19 protein-coding genes are annotated in these 19,902 nt (G+C 56.5%); 5 read left to right on the top strand and 14 right to left on the bottom strand.

Going from position 1 to position 19,902, the window contains the following annotated elements; genetic code table 11:
• Nucleotides 1-10: 10 nt before the first annotated feature.
• Nucleotides 11-1,312 carry a cytosine deaminase gene (locus tag ELK40_RS20880; RefSeq protein WP_127732468.1) on the bottom strand — a complete coding sequence of 434 codons (1,302 nt, stop codon included), beginning with the start codon at nucleotides 1,310-1,312 and terminating at the stop codon, nucleotides 11-13.
• 240 nt (nucleotides 1,313-1,552) lie between these two features.
• Here ELK40_RS20880 and nirB point away from each other — a divergent pair, with 240 nt between their 5' ends.
• The 4 genes from nirB (at nucleotide 1,553) to ELK40_RS20900 (ending at nucleotide 6,242) form a co-directional block, all read left to right on the top strand.
• Nucleotides 1,553-4,096: a nitrite reductase large subunit NirB gene (nirB, locus tag ELK40_RS20885; protein ID WP_127732470.1), complete on the top strand. Its 2,544-nt coding sequence runs from the start codon at nucleotides 1,553-1,555 to the stop codon at nucleotides 4,094-4,096.
• Nucleotides 4,093-4,419 carry a nitrite reductase small subunit NirD gene (nirD, locus tag ELK40_RS20890; protein WP_127732472.1) on the top strand — a complete coding sequence of 109 codons (327 nt, stop codon included), beginning with the start codon at nucleotides 4,093-4,095 and terminating at the stop codon, nucleotides 4,417-4,419. The genes nirB and nirD overlap by 4 nt, the downstream gene beginning before the upstream one ends.
• 135 nt (nucleotides 4,420-4,554) lie before the next feature.
• Nucleotides 4,555-5,928: a siroheme synthase CysG gene (gene cysG, locus ELK40_RS20895; RefSeq protein ID WP_127732474.1), complete on the top strand. Its 1,374-nt coding sequence runs from the start codon at nucleotides 4,555-4,557 to the stop codon at nucleotides 5,926-5,928.
• A 143-nt stretch (nucleotides 5,929-6,071) separates the two neighbouring features.
• Nucleotides 6,072-6,242: a YhfL family protein gene (locus tag ELK40_RS20900; protein WP_127732476.1), complete on the top strand. Its 171-nt coding sequence runs from the start codon at nucleotides 6,072-6,074 to the stop codon at nucleotides 6,240-6,242.
• 143 nt (nucleotides 6,243-6,385) lie between these two features.
• Here the strand turns inward: ELK40_RS20900 and trpS are convergent, their stop codons facing one another.
• From trpS to pilM, 12 genes are all read right to left on the bottom strand, one after another.
• A complete protein-coding gene (gene trpS / locus ELK40_RS20905; RefSeq protein WP_115876864.1) occupies nucleotides 6,386-7,390 on the bottom strand; it encodes a tryptophan--tRNA ligase in 1,005 nt (334 codons plus the stop codon).
• Entirely contained in the window at nucleotides 7,383-8,144 is a 762-nt protein-coding gene (gene gph / locus ELK40_RS20910) for a phosphoglycolate phosphatase (protein WP_127732478.1), read from the bottom strand. The genes trpS and gph overlap by 8 nt, the downstream gene beginning before the upstream one ends.
• Nucleotides 8,137-8,814, bottom strand: coding sequence for a ribulose-phosphate 3-epimerase (gene rpe / locus ELK40_RS20915; protein ID WP_024907923.1), 678 nt, complete (start codon nucleotides 8,812-8,814; stop codon nucleotides 8,137-8,139). The genes gph and rpe overlap by 8 nt, the downstream gene beginning before the upstream one ends.
• Nucleotides 8,815-8,855: 41 nt before the next feature.
• On the bottom strand, nucleotides 8,856-9,668 hold the full coding sequence (gene dam / locus ELK40_RS20920) for an adenine-specific DNA-methyltransferase (RefSeq protein WP_111963774.1): 813 nt from the start codon (nucleotides 9,666-9,668) through the stop codon (nucleotides 8,856-8,858).
• A 67-nt stretch (nucleotides 9,669-9,735) separates the two neighbouring features.
• Nucleotides 9,736-11,052: a cell division protein DamX gene (gene damX / locus ELK40_RS20925; RefSeq protein WP_127732480.1), complete on the bottom strand. Its 1,317-nt coding sequence runs from the start codon at nucleotides 11,050-11,052 to the stop codon at nucleotides 9,736-9,738.
• Nucleotides 11,053-11,144: 92 nt separating this feature from the next.
• On the bottom strand, nucleotides 11,145-12,233 hold the full coding sequence (aroB, locus tag ELK40_RS20930; RefSeq protein ID WP_111963772.1) for a 3-dehydroquinate synthase: 1,089 nt from the start codon (nucleotides 12,231-12,233) through the stop codon (nucleotides 11,145-11,147).
• Nucleotides 12,234-12,290: 57 nt separating this feature from the next.
• Nucleotides 12,291-12,812, bottom strand: coding sequence for a shikimate kinase AroK (gene aroK / locus ELK40_RS20935; protein ID WP_003861630.1), 522 nt, complete (start codon nucleotides 12,810-12,812; stop codon nucleotides 12,291-12,293).
• 286 nt (nucleotides 12,813-13,098) lie between these two features.
• A complete protein-coding gene (hofQ, locus tag ELK40_RS20945; RefSeq protein ID WP_111963771.1) occupies nucleotides 13,099-14,337 on the bottom strand; it encodes a DNA uptake porin HofQ in 1,239 nt (412 codons plus the stop codon).
• Nucleotides 14,249-14,653, bottom strand: a complete 405-nt coding sequence (locus ELK40_RS20950; protein WP_127732482.1) for a HofP DNA utilization family protein — start codon at nucleotides 14,651-14,653, stop codon at nucleotides 14,249-14,251. The genes hofQ and ELK40_RS20950 overlap by 89 nt, the downstream gene beginning before the upstream one ends.
• Nucleotides 14,643-15,098, bottom strand: a complete 456-nt coding sequence (locus tag ELK40_RS20955) for a HofO (RefSeq protein ID WP_127732484.1) — start codon at nucleotides 15,096-15,098, stop codon at nucleotides 14,643-14,645. Before ELK40_RS20955 ends, ELK40_RS20950 begins: the two co-directional genes overlap by 11 nt.
• 3 nt (nucleotides 15,099-15,101) lie before the next feature.
• Complete coding sequence (locus tag ELK40_RS20960; protein ID WP_127732486.1) at nucleotides 15,102-15,596, bottom strand: PilN domain-containing protein; 495 nt, start codon at nucleotides 15,594-15,596, stop codon at nucleotides 15,102-15,104.
• On the bottom strand, nucleotides 15,593-16,369 hold the full coding sequence (gene pilM / locus ELK40_RS20965; RefSeq protein WP_127732488.1) for a pilus assembly protein PilM: 777 nt from the start codon (nucleotides 16,367-16,369) through the stop codon (nucleotides 15,593-15,595). The genes ELK40_RS20960 and pilM overlap by 4 nt, the downstream gene beginning before the upstream one ends.
• Before the next feature lie 120 nt (nucleotides 16,370-16,489).
• On the opposite strand from pilM, the gene mrcA reads away from it, so the two are divergent.
• Nucleotides 16,490-19,042: a peptidoglycan glycosyltransferase/peptidoglycan DD-transpeptidase MrcA gene (gene mrcA, locus ELK40_RS20970; protein WP_164850641.1), complete on the top strand. Its 2,553-nt coding sequence runs from the start codon at nucleotides 16,490-16,492 to the stop codon at nucleotides 19,040-19,042.
• An 88-nt stretch (nucleotides 19,043-19,130) separates the two neighbouring features.
• Here the strand turns inward: mrcA and nudE are convergent, their stop codons facing one another.
• The gene (nudE, locus tag ELK40_RS20975; protein ID WP_008503041.1) at nucleotides 19,131-19,691 is read right to left on the bottom strand and encodes an ADP compounds hydrolase NudE; all 561 of its coding nucleotides are present in this window, start codon (nucleotides 19,689-19,691) and stop codon (nucleotides 19,131-19,133) included.
• Between the last annotated feature and the right edge of the window lie 211 nt (nucleotides 19,692-19,902).

A 19,902-nucleotide genomic window follows, 5' to 3' on the forward strand; every position in this document is an offset into this window, starting at 1 on the left:
CCCCTTTGCATTACGCAGAGGGGCTGTTTCTGGCGAAACTCACCTCTTCTCCTCCGGTATCCATCTGGATCCAGGTCTGCGCCAGCTGCGTGGTGGCAATAATTCGCCCCTGACGAATCGACCAGCGCACCGGCACCTGACAGCGCACCGCTTCAAACCCACTCTCCGCAGGCAAAATAATCAGGTTTGCCGGGTTTCCCGTAGCAATACCGTAATCGCTCAGGCCGAAGGTACGGGCGCTGTTGTGGGTGATCAGGTTCAGGCCGCTGTCGATTTGCGGATAGCCCATCATCTGACAGACGTGCAGCCCCATATGCAGCACCTGCAGCATATTGCCGGTGCCGAGCGGGTACCACGGGTCGAAGACGTCGTCGTGACCAAAGCAGACGTTAATGCCCGCTTCCTGCAGCTCTTTTACCCGGGTGATGCCGCGGCGCTTCGGATAGTCATCAAAGCGCCCCTGCAGGTGGATATTGACCAGCGGGTTTGCGACGAAGTTAATCCCCGACATCTTCAGCAGACGGAAGAGCCGCGAGGTGTAAGCGCCGTTGTAGGAGTGCATGGCGGTGGTATGGCTGGCCGTCACGCGCGGGCCGATGCCGGCCTCATACGCCAGCGCTGCCACCGTCTCGACAAACCGCGACTGCTCGTCGTCGATTTCATCGCAGTGGATATCCAGCGGACGGTCATACTTCTTCGCCAGTTCAAAAGCGATGTGCAGCGACTGCACGCCATACTCGCGGGTGAACTCGAAGTGTGGGATCGCCCCCACCACGTCGGCGCCCAGCTTTAACGCCTCTTCCAGCAGCGCCGCGCCGTTCGGGTAAGAGAGAATCCCTTCCTGCGGAAACGCAACGATTTGCAGCGTTACCCACGGGGCCACCTCCTGCTTCACCTCGAGCATCGCCTTCAGGGCGGTAAGCGTCGGGTCGGAGACATCCACATGGGTGCGGACAAACTGGATGCCGTTAGCGATTTGCCACTTCAGCGTTTTCCAGGCGCGCGCTTTCACGTCGTCATGGCTGAGCAACGCCTTGCGCTCCGCCCAGCGCTCAATACCCTCAAACAGCGTGCCGGACTGGTTCCAGTTCGGCTCGCCCGCCGTCTGGGTCGTATCAAGATGGATATGCGGCTCAATGAACGGCGGGATAGCCAGCCCACCGCGCGCATTCAATACTTCATAACTTTCGGCGTGGGTGTCGTCCATCGGGGTGATGTCACCAAATCGCCCGTTCTCAATGGCGAGCTGCCACAGCCCTTCCCGACCCGGTAAACGAACATTCTGAACAAGCCATAACGGTGTTGTAGACATACCCTTCCCCTAAAAAACGCCGCTGATTTTCAGGCGTATCGATTTTGGCAAAACCCTCTCCTGATTTGTACACAAATTCAACGAGCACGAAAAGCCTGCGATTTCCGCCACTTATAAAAATCCTGACAAATCAGTCGCATACCACCTAAGGAGTAGGCTAAGACGTATTTGATTTGCATCAATAAGCGCCACAGCTGAATCGTTAAGGTAGGCAATAATAGAAAAGAAATCGAGGCAATAATGAGCAAACTCAGACTCGCTATCATCGGTAACGGCATGGTCGGCCACCGCTTTATTGAGGATCTTCTCGATAAGGCCGATGCTGAGCAGTTCGATATTACCGTGTTCTGTGAAGAACCCCGCAAGGCGTACGACCGTGTGCACCTGTCTTCCTACTTCTCCCATCATACCGCCGAAGAGCTCTCTCTGGTGCGTGAAGGTTTCTACGAGAAGCATGGCGTAAAAGTGCTGGTGGGCGAACGCGCTATCACCATCAACCGTCAGGAAAAAGTGATCCACTCCAGCGCCGGGCGTACGGTTTTTTACGACAAGCTGATCATGGCGACGGGCTCCTATCCGTGGATCCCGCCAATTAAAGGCTCGGAAACTCAGGATTGCTTCGTCTACCGTACCATTGAAGACCTTAACGCCATCGAATCCTGCGCGCGTCGAAGCAAACGCGGCGCGGTGGTGGGCGGCGGCCTGCTGGGCCTGGAAGCGGCAGGCGCGCTGAAAAACCTCGGCGTTGAAACCCACGTCATCGAATTTGCCCCGATGCTGATGGCAGAACAGCTCGACCACATGGGCGGTGACCAGCTGCGTCGTAAAATCGAAAGCATGGGTGTGAAGGTTCACACCAGCAAGAACACCAAAGAGATCGTTCAGGAAGGGACTGAAGCGCGCAAAACCATGCGCTTTGCCGACGGCAGCGAGCTGGAAGTGGACTTCATCGTCTTCTCCACCGGTATTCGTCCGCGCGACAAGCTGGCGACCCAGTGCGGTCTTGCCGTGGCGCAGCGCGGCGGGATCATGATTAACGACACCTGCCAGACCTCCGATCCGGATATCTACGCGATTGGCGAATGCGCCAGCTGGAACAACCGCGTATACGGTCTGGTGGCGCCCGGCTACAAAATGGCACAGGTCGCAGTGGACCATATCCTCGGCAGCGAAAACGCCTTTACCGGCGCAGACTTGAGCGCCAAGCTGAAGCTGCTGGGCGTAGATGTCGGCGGTATTGGCGATGCGCATGGCCGCACCCCGAATTCCCGCAGCTATGTCTATCTCGACGAAAGCAAAGAGGTCTACAAACGACTCATCGTCAGCCAGGACAACAAAACCCTGCTCGGCGCGGTGCTGGTGGGCGACACCAGCGACTTCGGCAACCTGCTCCAGCTGGTGCTCAACGCCATCGAGCTGCCGGAAAACCCGGACGCGCTGATCCTTCCGGCTCATGCCTCCAGCGGCAAGCCGTCAATCGGCGTGGATAAACTGCCGGACAGCGCGCAGATTTGCTCCTGCTTCGACGTTACCAAAGGCATGCTGATCTCCGCCATCAACAAAGGCTGCCACACCGTTGCGGCCCTGAAAGCCGAAACCAAAGCCGGTACCGGCTGCGGCGGCTGTATTCCGCTGGTCACTCAGGTGCTGAACGCCGAACTGGCGAAACAGGGCATCGAGGTGAACAACAACCTGTGCGAGCACTTCGCGTATTCTCGCCAGGAGCTGTATCACCTGATCCGCGTGGAGGGCATCAAATCCTTCGACGAACTGCTGGCGAAGCACGGCCAGGGCTACGGCTGCGAAGTCTGTAAACCGACCGTCGGCTCCCTGCTGGCCTCCTGCTGGAACGAGTACGTGCTCAAGCCCGAGCATACGCCGCTGCAGGACACCAACGACAATTTCCTGGCCAACATCCAGAAAGACGGCACCTACTCCGTGATTCCACGTTCCGCCGGCGGCGAAATCACGCCGGAAGGGCTGGTCGCGGTGGGCCGCATCGCACGGGAATTTAACCTGTACACCAAAATCACCGGCTCCCAGCGTATCGGCCTGTTTGGCGCGCAGAAAGACGATCTGCCGGAAATCTGGCGTCAGCTGATTGAAGCCGGCTTCGAAACCGGCCACGCGTACGCAAAAGCGCTGCGCATGGCGAAAACCTGCGTGGGCAGCACCTGGTGCCGCTACGGCGTCGGCGACAGCGTGGGCTTCGGCGTTGAGCTGGAAAACCGCTACAAAGGCATCCGTACCCCGCACAAAATGAAGTTCGGCGTCTCCGGCTGCACCCGCGAATGTGCGGAAGCGCAGGGTAAAGACGTGGGTATTATTGCCACCGAGAAAGGCTGGAACCTCTATGTGTGCGGCAACGGCGGGATGAAACCGCGCCATGCGGACCTGCTGGCGGCGGATCTCGATCGCGACACGCTGATTCAGTATCTCGACCGATTCATGATGTTCTATATCCGCACCGCCGATAAGCTGACCCGTACCGCCTCCTGGCTCGATAACCTGGAAGGCGGCATCGACTACCTTAAATCAGTCATTATCGACGACAAGCTGGGCCTGAACGAGCATCTGGAAGCGGAAATGGCGCGCCTGCGCGAGGCGGTGATCTGCGAGTGGACTGAAACCGTCAACACCCCGGCGGCGCAGACGCGCTTCAAACACTTTATCAACAGCACCCAGCGCGACCCGAACGTGCAGGTAGTGCCGGAGCGTGAACAGCATCGTCCGGCCACGCCGTATGAACGTATTCCGGTCACGCTGGTGGAGGAAAACGCATGAGCCAGTGGGTAAACATTTGCGATATTAACGACATTATCCCCGCCACCGGCGTGTGCGCGCTGCTGGGCAGCGAGCAGGTGGCGATTTTCCGCCCTCACCACGATGAACAGGTCTTTGCTATCAGCAACATCGACCCGTTCTTCGAGGCCAGTGTGCTCTCCCGCGGACTGATTGCCGAACATCAGGGGGAACTGTGGGTCGCCAGCCCGTTGAAAAAGCAGCGTTTCCGCTTAACCGACGGACTCTGCATGGAAGATGAAAGCTTCTCGGTCAAACACTACGACGTCCGCGTGAAGGACGGCGAGGTGCAGCTGAAAGCATAACCCCTCTCCTTTTCAATACGAAAAGCTTATGACCCCTTATGGGTAACGGCAGGAAAAACCGTATGTTTTGTACGATTCCTGCTGTTATCCTGACGTCAATTCTTACCCCCTCCATGAATGCTGCGAGGTAACGTCGTGGATCACCTGCCGATTTTTTGTCAATTACGCAACCGCGACTGCCTGCTCGTGGGCGGCGGCGACGTAGCTGAACGCAAAGCGCGCCTGCTGTTAGAGGCTGGCGCCCGACTGACCGTTAACGCCATTGCCTTCGCCCCACAGTTTGAGGTCTGGGCTCAGGAAGGGATGCTCACGCTGGAACAGGGAGAGTTTGATGAGTCCCTGCTGGATACCTGCTGGCTGACTATTGCAGCGACGGATGACGATGAAGTGAACCAGCGCGTGAGCGATGCCTGCGAAGCGCGCAGAATTTTCTGCAACGTGGTGGATGCGCCGAAAGAGGCCAGCTTCATCATGCCGTCGATTATCGACCGCTCGCCGCTGATGATAGCCGTATCGTCCGGCGGACGCTCCCCGGTTCTCGCCCGCCTGCTGCGGGAAAAGCTGGAAGCCCTGCTGCCGCAGCATCTTGGTCAGATTGCGCATTACGCCGGGCAGCTCCGCTCCCGCGTGAAGCAAACCTTTTCGACCGTGGGCGAGCGTCGTCGCTTCTGGGAAAAATTCTTTGTGAACGACAGGCTGGCGCAGTCGCTGGCGAATCAGGACACCAAAGCCGTTGAAGAGACCACCGAACAGCTGCTGAGCGAACCGCTGGACCATCGCGGTGAAGTGGTGCTGGTGGGCGCAGGCCCCGGCGATGCGGGCTTGCTGACGCTAAAAGGGCTACAGCAGATCCAGCAGGCCGATACCGTGGTTTACGATCGCCTGGTCTCCGATGACATTATGAACCTGGTTCGCCGCGATGCCGACCGCGTCTTCGTGGGCAAACGGGCGGGCTACCACTGCGTGCCGCAGGAGGAGATTAACCAGATCCTTCTGCGCGAGGCGCAGAAAGGTAAACGCGTGGTGCGCCTTAAGGGTGGCGATCCGTTTATCTTTGGTCGCGGCGGCGAGGAGCTGGAAACTCTCTGTGACGCGGGCATTCCCTTCTCCGTCGTGCCGGGCATTACGGCGGCATCCGGCTGTTCAGCGTACTCTGGCATTCCGCTGACCCACCGCGACTACGCCCAAAGCGTGCGTCTGGTGACGGGGCATCTTAAAACCGGCAGCGAGCTGGACTGGCATAACCTGGCCGCTGAAAAGCAGACGCTGGTGTTCTACATGGGGCTAAACCAGGCCGCCACGATTCAGGCGAAGCTGCTGGAGCACGGTATGAATGCGGATATGCCCGTCGCGCTGGTCGAAAACGGCACCGCCATTACGCAGCGCGTGGTGGATGGCGTGCTGACGCAGCTGGGCGAGCTGGCGCAGCTGGTCGAAAGCCCGGCGCTGATCGTGGTGGGCCGCGTGGTTGAGCTGCGCGATAAGCTGAACTGGTTCTCGAATCACTAACGCATATTCTTCCTTTCCGGAGTAGTCCCTATACGGACTACTCCCCTCTTACCGCTGTCGATAACATACTGCCCCGAAGTGGAACTTTCCCCTTTATTCCCTTGATATACATCTAACTTTCGTTTTTAAGACAAGGAATGCGTATGTTCAAACTGGCAAAGGTCGCCGTTCTGGTTGGCCTGTTATCGACTCTGACTGCCTGTACCGGTCATGTACAGAACACCAAAAATAACTGCAGCTATGATTACCTGCTGCACCCGGCGATTTCCATTTCGAAGATCATCGGTGGTTGCGGTCCGGCGGCACAGCAGTAAGCGTTTTACAGGTGTAAAAAAACCGGGATGTCCCGGTTTTTTAGTTTTGGAGAGTGTGTTTTTTGTCGGGTGGCGGCTTTGCCTTACCCGACCTACACGATCCTGTAGGCCGGGTAAGCGTTAGCGACACCCGGCAAGCAGACTCAAGGCTTCGCAACAAACCCAATCGCGTTGTACACCGCTTTCAGGGTTTCGGACGCGCGCGCGCTGGCTTTTTCCGCGCCCTCTTTCATCACTTTCTGCAGGAAAGCTTCGTCGTTACGGTAGCGGTGATAACGCTCCTGCAGCTCGGTCAGCATGCCGGAAACGGCATCTGCCACTTCGCCTTTCAGGTGGCCGTACATCTTGCCTTCGAAGTGTTTTTCCAGCTCAGGGATGCTCTGGCCGGTGACGCCGGAGAGGATATCCAGCAGGTTGGAGACGCCCGCTTTGTTCTGCACGTCGTAGCGCACTACAGGCGGCTCGTCGGAATCGGTCACCGCGCGCTTGAGTTTTTTCACTACCGATTTCGGATCTTCCAGCAGGCCGATAACGTTATTGCGGTTATCGTCAGACTTGGACATCTTCTTGGTCGGCTCAAGCAGCGACATGACGCGCGCGCCGGACTTCGGAATGAATGGCTCAGGTACTTTAAACACATCGCCATAGATCGCGTTAAAGCGCTGGGCGATGTCACGGCTCAGCTCCAGGTGCTGCTTCTGGTCTTCACCCACCGGCACCTGGTTGGTTTGATACAGCAGGATGTCTGCCGCCATCAGCACCGGATAGTCAAACAGACCGGCGTTGATGTTTTCAGAGTAGCGGGCAGATTTATCCTTGAACTGGGTCATGCGGCTCAGCTCGCCGAAATAGGTGTAGCAGTTCAGCGCCCAGCCCAGCTGCGCGTGCTCCGGCACGTGGGACTGAACGAAAATGGTGCTCTTCTCAGGATCGATGCCGCAGGCCAGGTACAGCGCCAGTGTGTCCAGCGTGGCTTTGCGCAGCTTCTCAGGATCCTGACGCGCGGTAATCGCATGGAGATCGACGATGCAGTAAATGCAATGGTACTCATCCTGCATGCTGACCCACTGACGTAGCGCACCCATGTAGTTACCAATGGTCAATTCACCTGAAGGCTGTGCGCCACTAAAAACGATGGGCTTAGTCATTGTTCAATTCCTGATGTTCACTGTGCGAAAGCCCGAGAGCGGGCAACAAATCTTTGAAGTGGTCGAAAACAACGTCCGGCTCACTCAGCGTGATGGCTTCACCGTAGTTGTAGCCATAGGTTAACCCCACGGAAGGACATCCAGCCGCGCGGGCAGCCAGAATATCATTGCGTGAATCGCCGACAAAGAGCAGCTCCGCAGGCGTTAAGGATAATTTTCCTGCCACCAGCAGCAGCGGTTCCGGATGGGGCTTTTTATTTTGCACGTCGTCGCCGCCCACAATCACGGAGAAATACTTCGCGATATCGAGCGCTTCCAGCAGAGGTGCGACAAAAGGTGTCGGTTTGTTGGTCACCAGTCCCAGCGGAATGCCCTTCGCGGACAGCGCGCTCAGCGTTTCCTGAACGTCCGGGAACAGGAAGCTGCCCTCTTCGACCGTCTCTTCATAGAAACGATCGAACAGTTTGCGCAGAATACGCAGCTGCTCTTCCTGCGGGATATCCGCGTGATCGACGCTCGGTTTACCCTGGGCGGAACGCTGTGACGCACGCTCCTGACGCGCCCACGTCAACGCGCGCTCCATCAGAACATCGGCCCCGTTGCCAATCCACGTGACGACACGCTCTTCACCCGCAACGGGAAGTTCAAGCGCGTACAGCGCCTGGTCTACGGCGCTCGTTAAGCCCGGCGCGCTGTCGACCAGCGTGCCGTCGAGGTCAAATGCGATACCCCGAATTGCCTGCAATTTATCCATGACTTACCTTCGCCAGCTCGCGGCGCATTTCATCAATGACTTTTTTGTAATCCGGTTGGTCGAAAATGGCTGAACCGGCAACGAACATATCCGCACCTGCCGCCGCGATTTCACCAATGTTATTCACTTTCACACCGCCGTCCACTTCCAGACGAATATCGTAACCTGACTCGTCAATACGACGGCGGACTTCACGCAGCTTATCCAGCGTGTGGGGGATAAACGACTGACCGCCAAATCCCGGGTTAACGGACATCAGCAGGATCACGTCCAGTTTATCCATGACATAATCGAGATAGCTCAGCGGCGTGGCCGGGTTAAACACCAGGCCCGCTTTACAACCGTTCTCTTTGATCAGCTGCAGCGTGCGGTCTACGTGTTCAGAGGCTTCCGGATGGAAAGTGATGATGCTGGCACCCGCTGCGGCGAAGTCAGGCACGATGCGATCAACAGGCTTCACCATAAGATGAACGTCGATCGGGGCGGTAATGCCGTAGTTACGTAATGCTTTCAGCACCATTGGGCCAATGGTCAGATTAGGGACGTAGTGGTTGTCCATAACGTCGAAATGGACAACATCTGCACCAGCCGCGAGAGCTTTGGCAGTGTCTTCACCCAGGCGGGCAAAATCGGCCGACAGAATTGAGGGAGCAATCAAAAACTGTTTCATCCGCTTCTCCTTGAAATGTGTTTACCGGCGGGCAAAACGGCTCAGGGGCGATAAAGAGCCAGAAGTTCGTCCACCTTTTTACGCGTGCCGCCGTTGCTGCTAATGCTACGCCGCACCTTAACCTGAAAATGCTTCGCGGCTTTGTACCATTCGCGCGTATCAGGCGTGTCGTGATTTGAAATTAACACCGGAATTCTTTTGCTGACCAGCTTTTCCGCCATCTCAGCCAGACGAGCCTGTTCAGCCGGGCTGAAGCTGTTGGTGTGATAAGCGGTGAAATTCGCCGTTGCAGACAATGGTGCGTAAGGCGGATCACAGTAAACCACCGAGTTTACGCCTGCCAGCTCCATACACTCTTCATAGGAGAGGCAATGAAACTCAGCGTTCTGCGCTTTTTCGGCAAAGTGATACAGCTCGTCCTGCGGGAAATACGGGCGCTTATAGCGACCAAACGGCACGTTAAATTCCCCACGAAGATTATACCGGCACAGGCCGTTGTAACCATGACGGTTGAGATAGAGGAATAGCAGCGCTCTGCGGAATGGATCCTGGCTCTGATTAAACTCCGCGCGGAACTGATAGTAGACGTCAGGGGTGTTGTTCTCTGGCGTAAACAGCTTGCGCGCCTCTGCGACATACTCTTCGGTACGCAGCTTAACGATGTTATAGAGGCTGATAAGATCGTTGTTGATATCCGCCAGGATATAACGAGAAAAATCGGTGTTGAGGAACACCGATCCTGCACCCACGAAAGGCTCGATTAGACACTCGCCTTCAGGCAGGTGTTTTTTAATATCATCGAGCAGGGGGTATTTCCCCCCTGCCCATTTCAGAAAAGCGCGATTTTTTTTCATGCTGACTAACTGATTACACCTTCTCCGGCTGTGGAGAAAGCTCCGACAGCATCCTGCGCTTTAAACATTACTTCAGATCGGCCTGAACCTGATGAATCGGCTTCGCCCAGGGGTTTTTCGCCTGAACATCAGCTGGCAGTGCCGCTACAGCACGTTTCGCTTCATCTTTGGACGAATACACGCCGCTGACCAGCACGTACCACGGTTGACCGTTACGGGTCGTCTGATAAACAACATAGTTTTTCAGATTTGATTTCTTCGCCCAGCTGTTGAGGTTGTCATAGTTAGACGAACTGCTCAGCTGCAGGGTGTAGTTGCTGGATGGCGCAGACTTCAGCGAGCCAACGTTACCTGCCGTTTTGCCTGCTGTGGCGCTGGAGGCTGTTGCCGTGGCTGCTGGAGCCGTTGCTGCAGGCGCAGCTGTGGCAGCCGGTGCCGTGGTGGTCGCTGTTGCTTTCGGTGCGGTCTGAGTGACTGGCGCTTTAGCAGGCTCGCTCACCGCCGCCGTTTCAGTATGTTTAGGCTGTGCCGGTACGGCTTTCACTTCAGGCGCTTTGACTACTGACTGAGGTTTGGTTTCACGCTTAGGCTCAATCACCGCCTGCTTACGTTCAGGACGTGTCGCAGTTTGCGTCTGGCGCGGTTTGGTTTCCGTCGCAGCCGTTTGTGGTTGGGCGTTACCACCGCGAATCGGGGCAACGGTTGCCGGCTCGGTTGGCAGCGTGGAGTTAACCACGACGTTATCAACCTGCTGCTGGTTCTGCGGCTGCGTCAGCGCATTGTTCAGGTCTCCCTGAACTTCTACGCGCTGCTGACCTTCAGGCGTAGCAGGTGCCTGGCCCTGAGCAGAGGTTGAAGAAACGGGCGGCAGAGAAACATCCTGCGGCGCTGTGGTGTTGCCTGCGGTCTGCTCTGCGGAAGTCGCTCCCGGTGCAGGCTGTGCACCATTCGCCTGATTGGACGCATCGTTACCGGAAAGGTTGATGCTCTTCTCAGCGGAAGCCGTTTGCTCGGTTGAGTTCGTTGACGGCGCTTTAAGCGCGGAGCCAATGCCGACAATCAGCAGCACAAGCACCAGAACGCCAAGGCCCATCATGATGTACTGGCGGGAAGCCGGTTTCGGCGCAGCGGCTTTTTTACGTTTACGCGGGCGACGCTCTACAGGCTGTTCGTCCATTGAATCTTCTTCGGACTCATAATCCTCTTCTGCTCGCTCTTCGTGCGCGTTGCGGCTGCGCGAAGGGCGACGATCGTCTGCATCCAGATCAACATCGTCAAAGTTGATCTGCGGCTCGTTATCACGTTCTGAAGATTGACGAGAACGACCAGTACGACGATCGCTGGGATCGGGTTTCAGCTCGTCTTCTGGTTTGAATTCATCCATTTAACACCCCACTCAAAGGCTTATGCCAACGACTTTGCATTTCACCTGAAGCTAAACGACCACCTGCGACAGTGGCCTGACCTTTCTAGTTGTTACGCCTGCTGACAATCAGCGATAGCGCCAAGAACGACATCGTGCGGCACTCCGCCGCGCACTTCACTCTTCCCTATTGCAAGCGGGAGTACAAGACGCATCTCACCTGCCAATACTTTTTTATCGCGCATCATGTGGGGTAAATACGCTTGCGCCGACATCTCCTGCGGCCCGGTCACCGGCAAACCTGCACGTTCAAGCAGCGCAATGATACGTGCCGTCTCTTCCGGTTTGAACTGTCCGAGGCGTTCAGAGGTGCGGGCTGCCATGACCATTCCGGCCGCGACGGCTTCACCGTGCAGCCAGTTGCCGTAACCCATTTCGGCTTCAATCGCGTGACCAAACGTATGCCCAAGATTCAGTAAAGCACGTAAGCCTGTTTCACGCTCGTCTGCAGCGACAACTTCTGCTTTCAGCTCACAGCAACGACGAATGCAGTATGCCAGTTTAGCCTCATCCAGGCCCAGCAACGCATCCATATTCTCTTCAAGCCAGACAAAGAACTCGCCATCCAGAATAATGCCGTATTTGATCACTTCCGCCAGACCCGAAGCCAGTTCGCGCTTCGGCAGGGTTTTCAGACAGTCGAGATCCACCACCACCGATGCAGGCTGGTAGAACGCGCCAATCATGTTTTTGCCGAGCGGATGGTTGACTGCCGTTTTGCCACCCACAGAGGAGTCGACCTGGGACAGCAACGTGGTTGGGATTTGAATAAAACGGACGCCGCGCTGATAGCTTGCGGCCGCAAAGCCGGTCAGATCGCCCACAACACCGCCGCCCAGGGCAAGCAGTGTTGTATCGCGACCGTGCGGTTTTTGCAGCAATGCGGTAAAGACGGTATCCAGTACCGTCAGGCTTTTATACTGCTCGCCATCGGGGAGAATCACACTGTCGACTTTTACGCCCGCCTGCTCAAGCAGATGGCGTACGCGGTCGAGATAAAGCGGAGCCAGCGTCTCATTGGTGACCAGCATCGCCTGATCACCCGCTTTCAGTGGTAAAAAGGAAGCTGGGTCGTTAAACAAACCAGCCGCGATGGTGATAGGGTAACTACGTTCCCCGAGAGTAACTGTAATCCTCTCCATGACGCGACATCCACCTTTAATGCTTTTACCCGCAGGCGAGTGTATATAAAGCCAGAATCAGTTGCTTTCCAGCATATGAATAATCTGGTTTGCAACCACTTTAGCGCTCTGGTCGTCAGTACGAATGGTCACATCGGCAATCTCTTCATACAGCGGATTGCGTTCATCGGCCAATGCTTCCAGAACTTCGCGTGGTGGCGTTTCAACCTGCAGCAGCGGGCGCTTTTTATCGCGCTGCGTACGTGCCAGCTGTTTCTCGATAGTCGTCTCAAGATAGACCACTACGCCACGGGCGGAGAGACGGTTACGGGTTTCGCGAGATTTCACAGAACCGCCGCCTGTTGCCAGAACGATGCCCTGTTTTTCCGTGAGTTCGTTGATCACTTTTTCTTCTCGGTCACGGAAACCTTCTTCGCCTTCTACATCGAAAACCCAGCCCACATCAGCTCCGGTTCGTTTCTCAATCTCTTGATCAGAATCGTAAAATTCCATATTGAGTTGTTGAGCTAACTGACGCCCAATAGTGCTTTTGCCGGCACCCATAGGCCCAACCAGAAAGATATTGCGTTTCTCTGCCATTTTATCGGTACTACTAAGACTATTCGTTAATGGTAATCCCCGCTTCGCAGACACCCAGCGTAGCAGGACATGAACTGAAACCTCATATGCAATAGAGCGAGAGTCAGACTAAAAATTATCTCAATACTCCGGCTTGTTTGGCAACTGATTAAATCACCGCGTCGGGCGCATAAGGTAATAAGACGTAAGTCCAACTCAAATCGGTACTCCTTGTATGCTAATTCATGCCCCACGTCAAACATCTGCAACAAACTGAATGCAAAATCATTGCGGGGATCGTTACCCGTCAGCGAATACCGACCAGACGTGGCGTAATAAACACCACTAACTCGCGCCGTTCATTATCCTTACCATCGTGACGAAAAAGCTGCCCAAGCCAGGGGATTTTCCCGAGCCCGGGCACGCTGTCACTGCCGGTTTTGTTTTTCTGCGAAAAAATTCCGCCCAACGCCAGCGTTTCTCCACTTTTTACCTCCACCTGGGTTTCAATCTCCTGTTTGTCGATCGCCAGCGTTTCGCCGTCAGCCTGCTGCAGAACCTGCCCCGGCATATTTTCACTAATATGCAATTTCAGGCGCACGCGCCCCCCCGGCAATACCACCGGCGTGACCTCCATGCCTAATACCGCCTCCTTAAACTCAACTGAGGTCGCCCCACTTTCACCGCTTGAGACCTGATACGGGATCTCACTCCCCTGCTTGATGCTGGCTGGTTGCATATGCGAGGCCAGAAGCCTCGGGCTGGCGATAATATCGACCTGCTGTTTTTGCTCCAGCGCAGAGAGTTCCAGATCAAGCAGCCGACCATTGATCCGTCCGATGTTAAAACCCACGTGGCTGGTGGCGCTGGCAACGGAAAGATCGCTGCCAAGCGTGGTGAGCTGTCCAACTTTGCCCGCGTCGGTGGCGTCGGCGAGATTCCACTTCACCCCTAGCTCGCGCAGGCTTTTTTCATTAATGGTCACAATGTGCGCCGCCAGCTCGACCTGTTCGACGGGAATATCCATCTGGGCGGCCCAGCGCTGTAGAGTCTCCACCACCGTCTGGTTATCCCGAATCAGCAGCCGGTTGGTACGCGTGTCGACGGATAAACTCCCCTTTGGACTCAGGAGTTTTTCCGCGGCTTTCTGCAGCTCTCCGGCATCGGCATAGGAAAAAGCGATGCTGTGAGACACCAGCGGCGCATCAAGCTGTCTTCGGGCCCGCTCCTGTTCCGAGCGTTCCTGCTGTTCACGCTGCCAGGCCGCGGTATACACATAAAAAATGCCGCCCTCCTCTCGCAAAACGAGGCCAGCGCTGGCGACAACTGTCTGTAATGCCTGTCGCCAGGGGACGCGCTTCAGATTGAGCGAAAGCGTGCCGCCGACATCAGGCGATATCACCAGATTTCGGTTCTCCTGGGCAACCAGGCTCTGTAGTACCTGGGCTACAGGAACGTCATCCACCACCAGCGTGACCGGTTTTGGCGCGGCGGCCCACAGCGGATGGCTGAACGCCAGCAGCCACAGCATTATCCGTAAATTCATTCTTATCCGTTCCTTCTCGTTGCCACGTCCATTTTCCTGGTTCACATGTGTCACCCACATCAACAACCAGTTCCGTTTCATTGATGGTTGTTATCGTCCAGCCTGCCGGAAAGCGCTCATGCGTTTTCAGCCGATACCAGCGCTTTTGCCCATCCTGTAAAATGCCGATAGCCTGCTGTCCTCCCACCATGCCGCGATAGTGCCACTGCGCCAGCTCGGCAATGGCGCAGGGATCGTCCGGCGGGTGAAAGGGATCGCGCATACCGGTCAGTAGCAGCGCAGAGCAAACCAGCAAACATCGCGTGCTATTTCGCATGTTCTAGCTCCAGCCGCAGGCGCAACGCTGTGCCATGTGGTGTAATCGCGAAAGCGGCGATCTGCACATCCCGCTGCGCCAGCCGGGAAAAAAGCGCCGGGATAGCCTGCCACTCTACCTCCAGCATCAGTTCTCCTCCGTTCTGTAGCGGCTTCCAGTGAACGAGCGTCTCGTCATCGCCCTGAAAATCGAGCGGGGAGAACGGCGTCTTCTCCAGTGCTTCCGTTATTTTCGGACGAAACGGCGTCTTTCTGACAGCAGACCATAACGCTGCATTCGTCCTCACGTCCTGAATCAGCTGGCGTTGTCGTTCGGCACTCTGCCCGTCTACCGGTCTGAGCATGGTGCCCCACGCTGCCAGTCCAGCCAAGAGGCTCGCCAGAAACCAGAAGAGCACCCGATTCAAGGGACTGCTTTCGCACCAGCGTTCTAACAGGGTATCCACGCGTTACCCCTCGCTTTTAAGATGAAGGGTGAACATCCATCGCCCCTGGCTGTCCTGCCGAAGCTCACCCGTCGTCCCGGGCGTAAAATCCGCTATTAGCCCAAGCGCATCGCGCAGAGCAGACAGGGCCGGCAGGGTTATGGCATACCCGCTCAGCATCAGAGCAGGGGGCTGATAGCGCAACTCCGTCAGCCAGACCTGTGCCGGAACGGCGCGGGAAAGGGATTCCAGCACCGGTTGCCATGCCCGTTGTTGCACGGTCTGCACGGGCATCTGCGCCTGTGCGGTCAGTCTTTGCCGGGCGACAAGCGCGTGCTGCACGGTCTGCATTCCCGTCAGATCCGTTTGCAGCGCGCGCAGCTTCACGAGATGGTTCATCCGCAGACAGAAAATGGTCACGAACAGCAACAGCACTGTGCCGACACACATTACGCCCCAGAAGCGCAGGCATCGCGAGCGCCGCTGCTGTCGCCACGGCAGAAAGTTCATGATGCTCATGCGGGTACCTCGCTCATGGCCAAAGCCAGCGCAACGGTATAATCAGCGCCGCAGTCCGGTAATGGAGCATGGTAACGTTCCAGGATTTCCCACGGGTCACGTCGGCTATCAAACAGCGCGATGTCATCCGGCCCAAGAGCCAGCAGCGCCGCCAGCTCAGCCATGCTTTCTGCTTCGGTAGTTAAGCGGCGTCCCCACTGGTGGCGCATAGCCCAGAGCCACTGCCGATCGTCCCGCCAGGCGATGCATTTCGCTGGTGCCACCGCAGGAAGAAGATTCGCCAGCGCGCTGGCATCCGGAGTAATGGTTACCAGCCGCAAACGCAGCGTTTTCGCCAGCGCCAGTAGGGTGTCGACCTCGTTATTTTGCGCGGCAGTCACGTGAAAGGTATTGCTGAAGGTATCCTGCGCGTAATCGAAACAGAGCGTTTCGGCAGACATCTCCAGTTCTCGCGCGAGCGCCGCACCGAGCCATGTGAGCTGCTCGCTGTCGCGCAGCGCAGCGGCCGGAAGGGGAAGCGACCGCTGCAGGGTGCGTGCTGCCGGGAAAGAGAGGAACACGCGGTGGTAGTGGGGCAGCGTTTTTCGCCAGTCGCGTAACGCATCAACCATCTGTTCTGGCTGACAAATTTTGCCGTCACGAATGATACCTTCGGCCAGAGGTATCGCCCACCAGCGGCGTAAGCACCAGCCAGACCTCTCCCGGGCCAACGAGACGATTCGCACCCTATCCTGTTGAATATGAACGCCCGTTTGCCATATTTTGAAAGCCATGCTTCACGATCTCCTTATCGCCCGTCGTCTTGACGGCTATATCAATGAATCAGGCTTGCCTTTATACTACCGCGCGATTGTTTAGAAACTGCCCAAGTGAAACCAAATGGGAAATCTCCGGTGAAGTTCGTAAAGTATTTATTCATCCTTGCAGTCTGTTGCATTCTGCTGGGAGCAGGCTCGATTTACGGTTTGTACAAATATATTGAGCCACAGCTGCCTGATGTCGCCACGCTTCGCGATGTGCGCCTCCAGATCCCGATGCAAGTCTATAGCGCCGATGGCGAGCTGATGGCGCAGTATGGCGAGAAGCGCCGTATTCCGCTGACCTTAAACCAAATTCCCCCCGTGATGGTGAAAGCCTTTATCGCCACGGAGGACAGCCGTTTTTACGAGCACCACGGTGTCGATCCGGTGGGAATTTTCCGTGCCGCGAGCATTGCGTTGTTCTCTGGTCACGCCTCTCAGGGGGCGAGCACCATTACGCAGCAGCTGGCGCGTAACTTCTTCCTCAGCCCTGAAAAAACGCTAATACGTAAGATCAAAGAGGTGTTCCTTGCGATCCGTATTGAGCAGCTGCTGAGCAAAGACGAAATCCTTGAGCTGTACCTCAACAAAATCTACCTGGGCTACCGCGCCTATGGCGTAGGGGCTGCCGCACAGGTGTACTTCGGCAAGCCTGTTGAGCAACTCACCTTAAGCGAAATGGCCACCATAGCAGGTCTGCCAAAAGCGCCATCCACGTTTAACCCGCTCTACTCGCTCGATCGCGCCACCGCGCGTCGCAACGTCGTCCTGTCACGTATGCTGAGCGAAGGCTACATCAGCCAGAGCGAATACGACCAGGCGCGTAACGATGTCATTGACGCTAACTACCACGCCCCTGAGATCGCCTTTGCATCTCCTTATCTGACCGAAATGGTTCGCCAGGAGATGGTGAATCGCTATGGTGACAAGGCCTATGAAGATGGCTATCGCGTGTACACCACCGTCACCCGCAAAGTCCAACAGGCGGCTCAGGAAGCGGTACGGAACAACGTGATGGACTACGATATGCGTCACGGCTATCGCGGCCCGTCAAACGTGCTCTGGAAAGTGGGCGAAAGCGCGTGGGACAGCAAAAAAATCACCAGTACGCTGAAGGCGCTGCCAACCTATGGTCCGCTCCTGCCTGCCGTGGTGACGCAGGCCGATCCTCAGGAAGCCGTTGCGACGCTCGCGGACGGCACCTCCGTCTCTCTGCGCATGGACGGTGTCCGCTGGGCGCGTCCGTACCGCTCGGATACCCTACAGGGCGCAACGCCGCGTAAAGTGACCGATGCAGTTCAGACCGGGCAGCAAATCTGGGTGCGCAAAGTAGGCGAAGCCTGGTGGCTGGCACAGGTGCCGGACGTCAACTCGGCCCTGGTCTCTATCAATCCACAGAACGGTGCGATCCTGGCCCTGGTCGGCGGGTTTGATTTCAACCAGAGCAAATTTAACCGCGCCACGCAGGCGCTGCGTCAGGTCGGTTCCAATATCAAACCGTTCCTCTACACGGCCGCGATGGATAAGGGACTGACCCTCGCCAGCATCCTGAACGACGTGCCAATTTCCCGCTGGGATGCCGGTGCCGGTTCCGACTGGCAGCCGAAGAACTCCCCTGCGGAGTATGCCGGTCCTATTCGTCTCCGTCAGGGTCTGGGGCAGTCGAAAAACGTGGTGATGGTGCGCGCCATGCGCGCGATGGGCGTCGACTATGCCGCAGAGTATCTGCAGCGCTTTGGTTTCCCGGCACAGAACATCGTTCGCACCGAGTCGCTGGCGTTAGGCTCGGCCTCCTTTACGCCGCTTCAGGTCGCCCGCGGGTACTCTGTGATGGCTAACGGCGGCTTCCTGGTTGACCCGTACTTCATCAGTAAAATCGAGAACGATCAGGGCGGCGTGCTGTTCGAAGCGAAGCCGAAAATTGCCTGTCCTGAGTGCGATATCCCGGTCATTTACGGCAATACGCCGAAATCCGAGGTGCTTGAGAATAAGGACATGGAAGACCCTGCCGTGTCGCAGGAGCAGCAGAACGGCGTTGTGCCGCAGCCGCAGCTCGAGCAGGCGAACCAGGCACTGGTGGCGCAGACCGGCGCGCAGGAGTACGCACCGCATGTGATCAACACGCCGCTGTCGTTCCTGATTAAGAGCGCGCTGAACACCAACATCTTCGGTGAACCGGGCTGGCAGGGTACCGGCTGGCGCGCAGGGCGTGATTTGCAGCGCCATGATATCGGCGGTAAAACGGGTACAACCAACAGCTCGAAAGATGCGTGGTTCTCCGGCTATGGCCCGGGCGTGGTGACATCAGTCTGGATCGGCTTCGACGATCACCGCCGTGATTTAGGTCGTACCACGGCATCCGGCGCGATTAAGGATCAGATTTCCGGCTACGAAGGCGGAGCGAAGAGCGCGCAGCCGGCCTGGGATGCCTACATGAAGTCCGTTCTTGAAGGTGTGCCGGAGCAGCCGTTAACGCCGCCGCCAGGCGTGGTGACGGTCAATATCGACCGCAGCACCGGTCAGCTTGCCAACGGCGGTAATAGTCGCGAAGAGTATTTCATTGAGGGCACCCAGCCAACCACACAGGCGGTGCACGAGGTGGGTACAGAGATTATCGATAACGGCGAAACGCACGAGCTGTTCTAACCACAAAGCAAAACGGCAACCTCTGGTTGCCGTTTTTGTGTTTGCTCCCTTTCCCTCAGGAGAGAGTTGGGGTGAGTACATCAGGCCACTACAGTCGCCCCTGCCCCTTCAACCACTCCCGTACCAGGAACAGCGCGCTCACGTTGCGGGCCTCATTAAAGTCAGGGTCTTCCAGCAGATCCATCAGGTGGGCTAACGGCCAGCGAACCTGCGGCAACGGCTCCGGCTCATCCCCTTCCAGCGATTCAGGATAGAGATCTTCAGCCACCACAATATTCATTTTGCTGGAAAAATAGGACGGTGCCATGCTCAGCTTTTTCAGGAATGAAAGCTCATTCGCCCCGAACCCCACCTCTTCTTTCAGCTCGCGGTTTGCCGCTTCAAAGACGGTTTCACCCGGGTCGATAAGCCCTTTCGAGAACCCGAGCTCGTAAGATTCCGTTCCCACAGCGTATTCGCGGATCAAAATCAGATGATCGTCGACAATGGGAACAATCATCACCGCTTCGCGCGAAGAAGGGCGCATACGTTCATAAACGCGACGCACACCGTTGCTGAACTCCAGATCCACACTTTCGACATTAAACAGGCGCGATTTGGCGACAGTTTCAACATTCAGAATGGTGGGTTTTTGTAGTGGTTTGCTCATCTTGATGGGTCTTAGCAGTGAGAACTGGCGTTATTGTGCGATACGCTGCACGGTTTCGGCAATGTCAATTGTTCTTTATTTACATTTATGCAACGTATTTGAGATCAATCCTCAATTCAAAACAAATGTCAAGAGGTTGAAATGTTTCCAGGAATTTGCTGATATCGCGCCATAACAGGCTTTGCTATCATCACCGGTCACTGGGATGCGC

This window comes from Enterobacter sp. N18-03635 (assembly GCF_004006055.1).
In the GTDB taxonomy this organism is placed as follows: Bacteria; Pseudomonadota; Gammaproteobacteria; order Enterobacterales; family Enterobacteriaceae; genus Enterobacter; species Enterobacter vonholyi.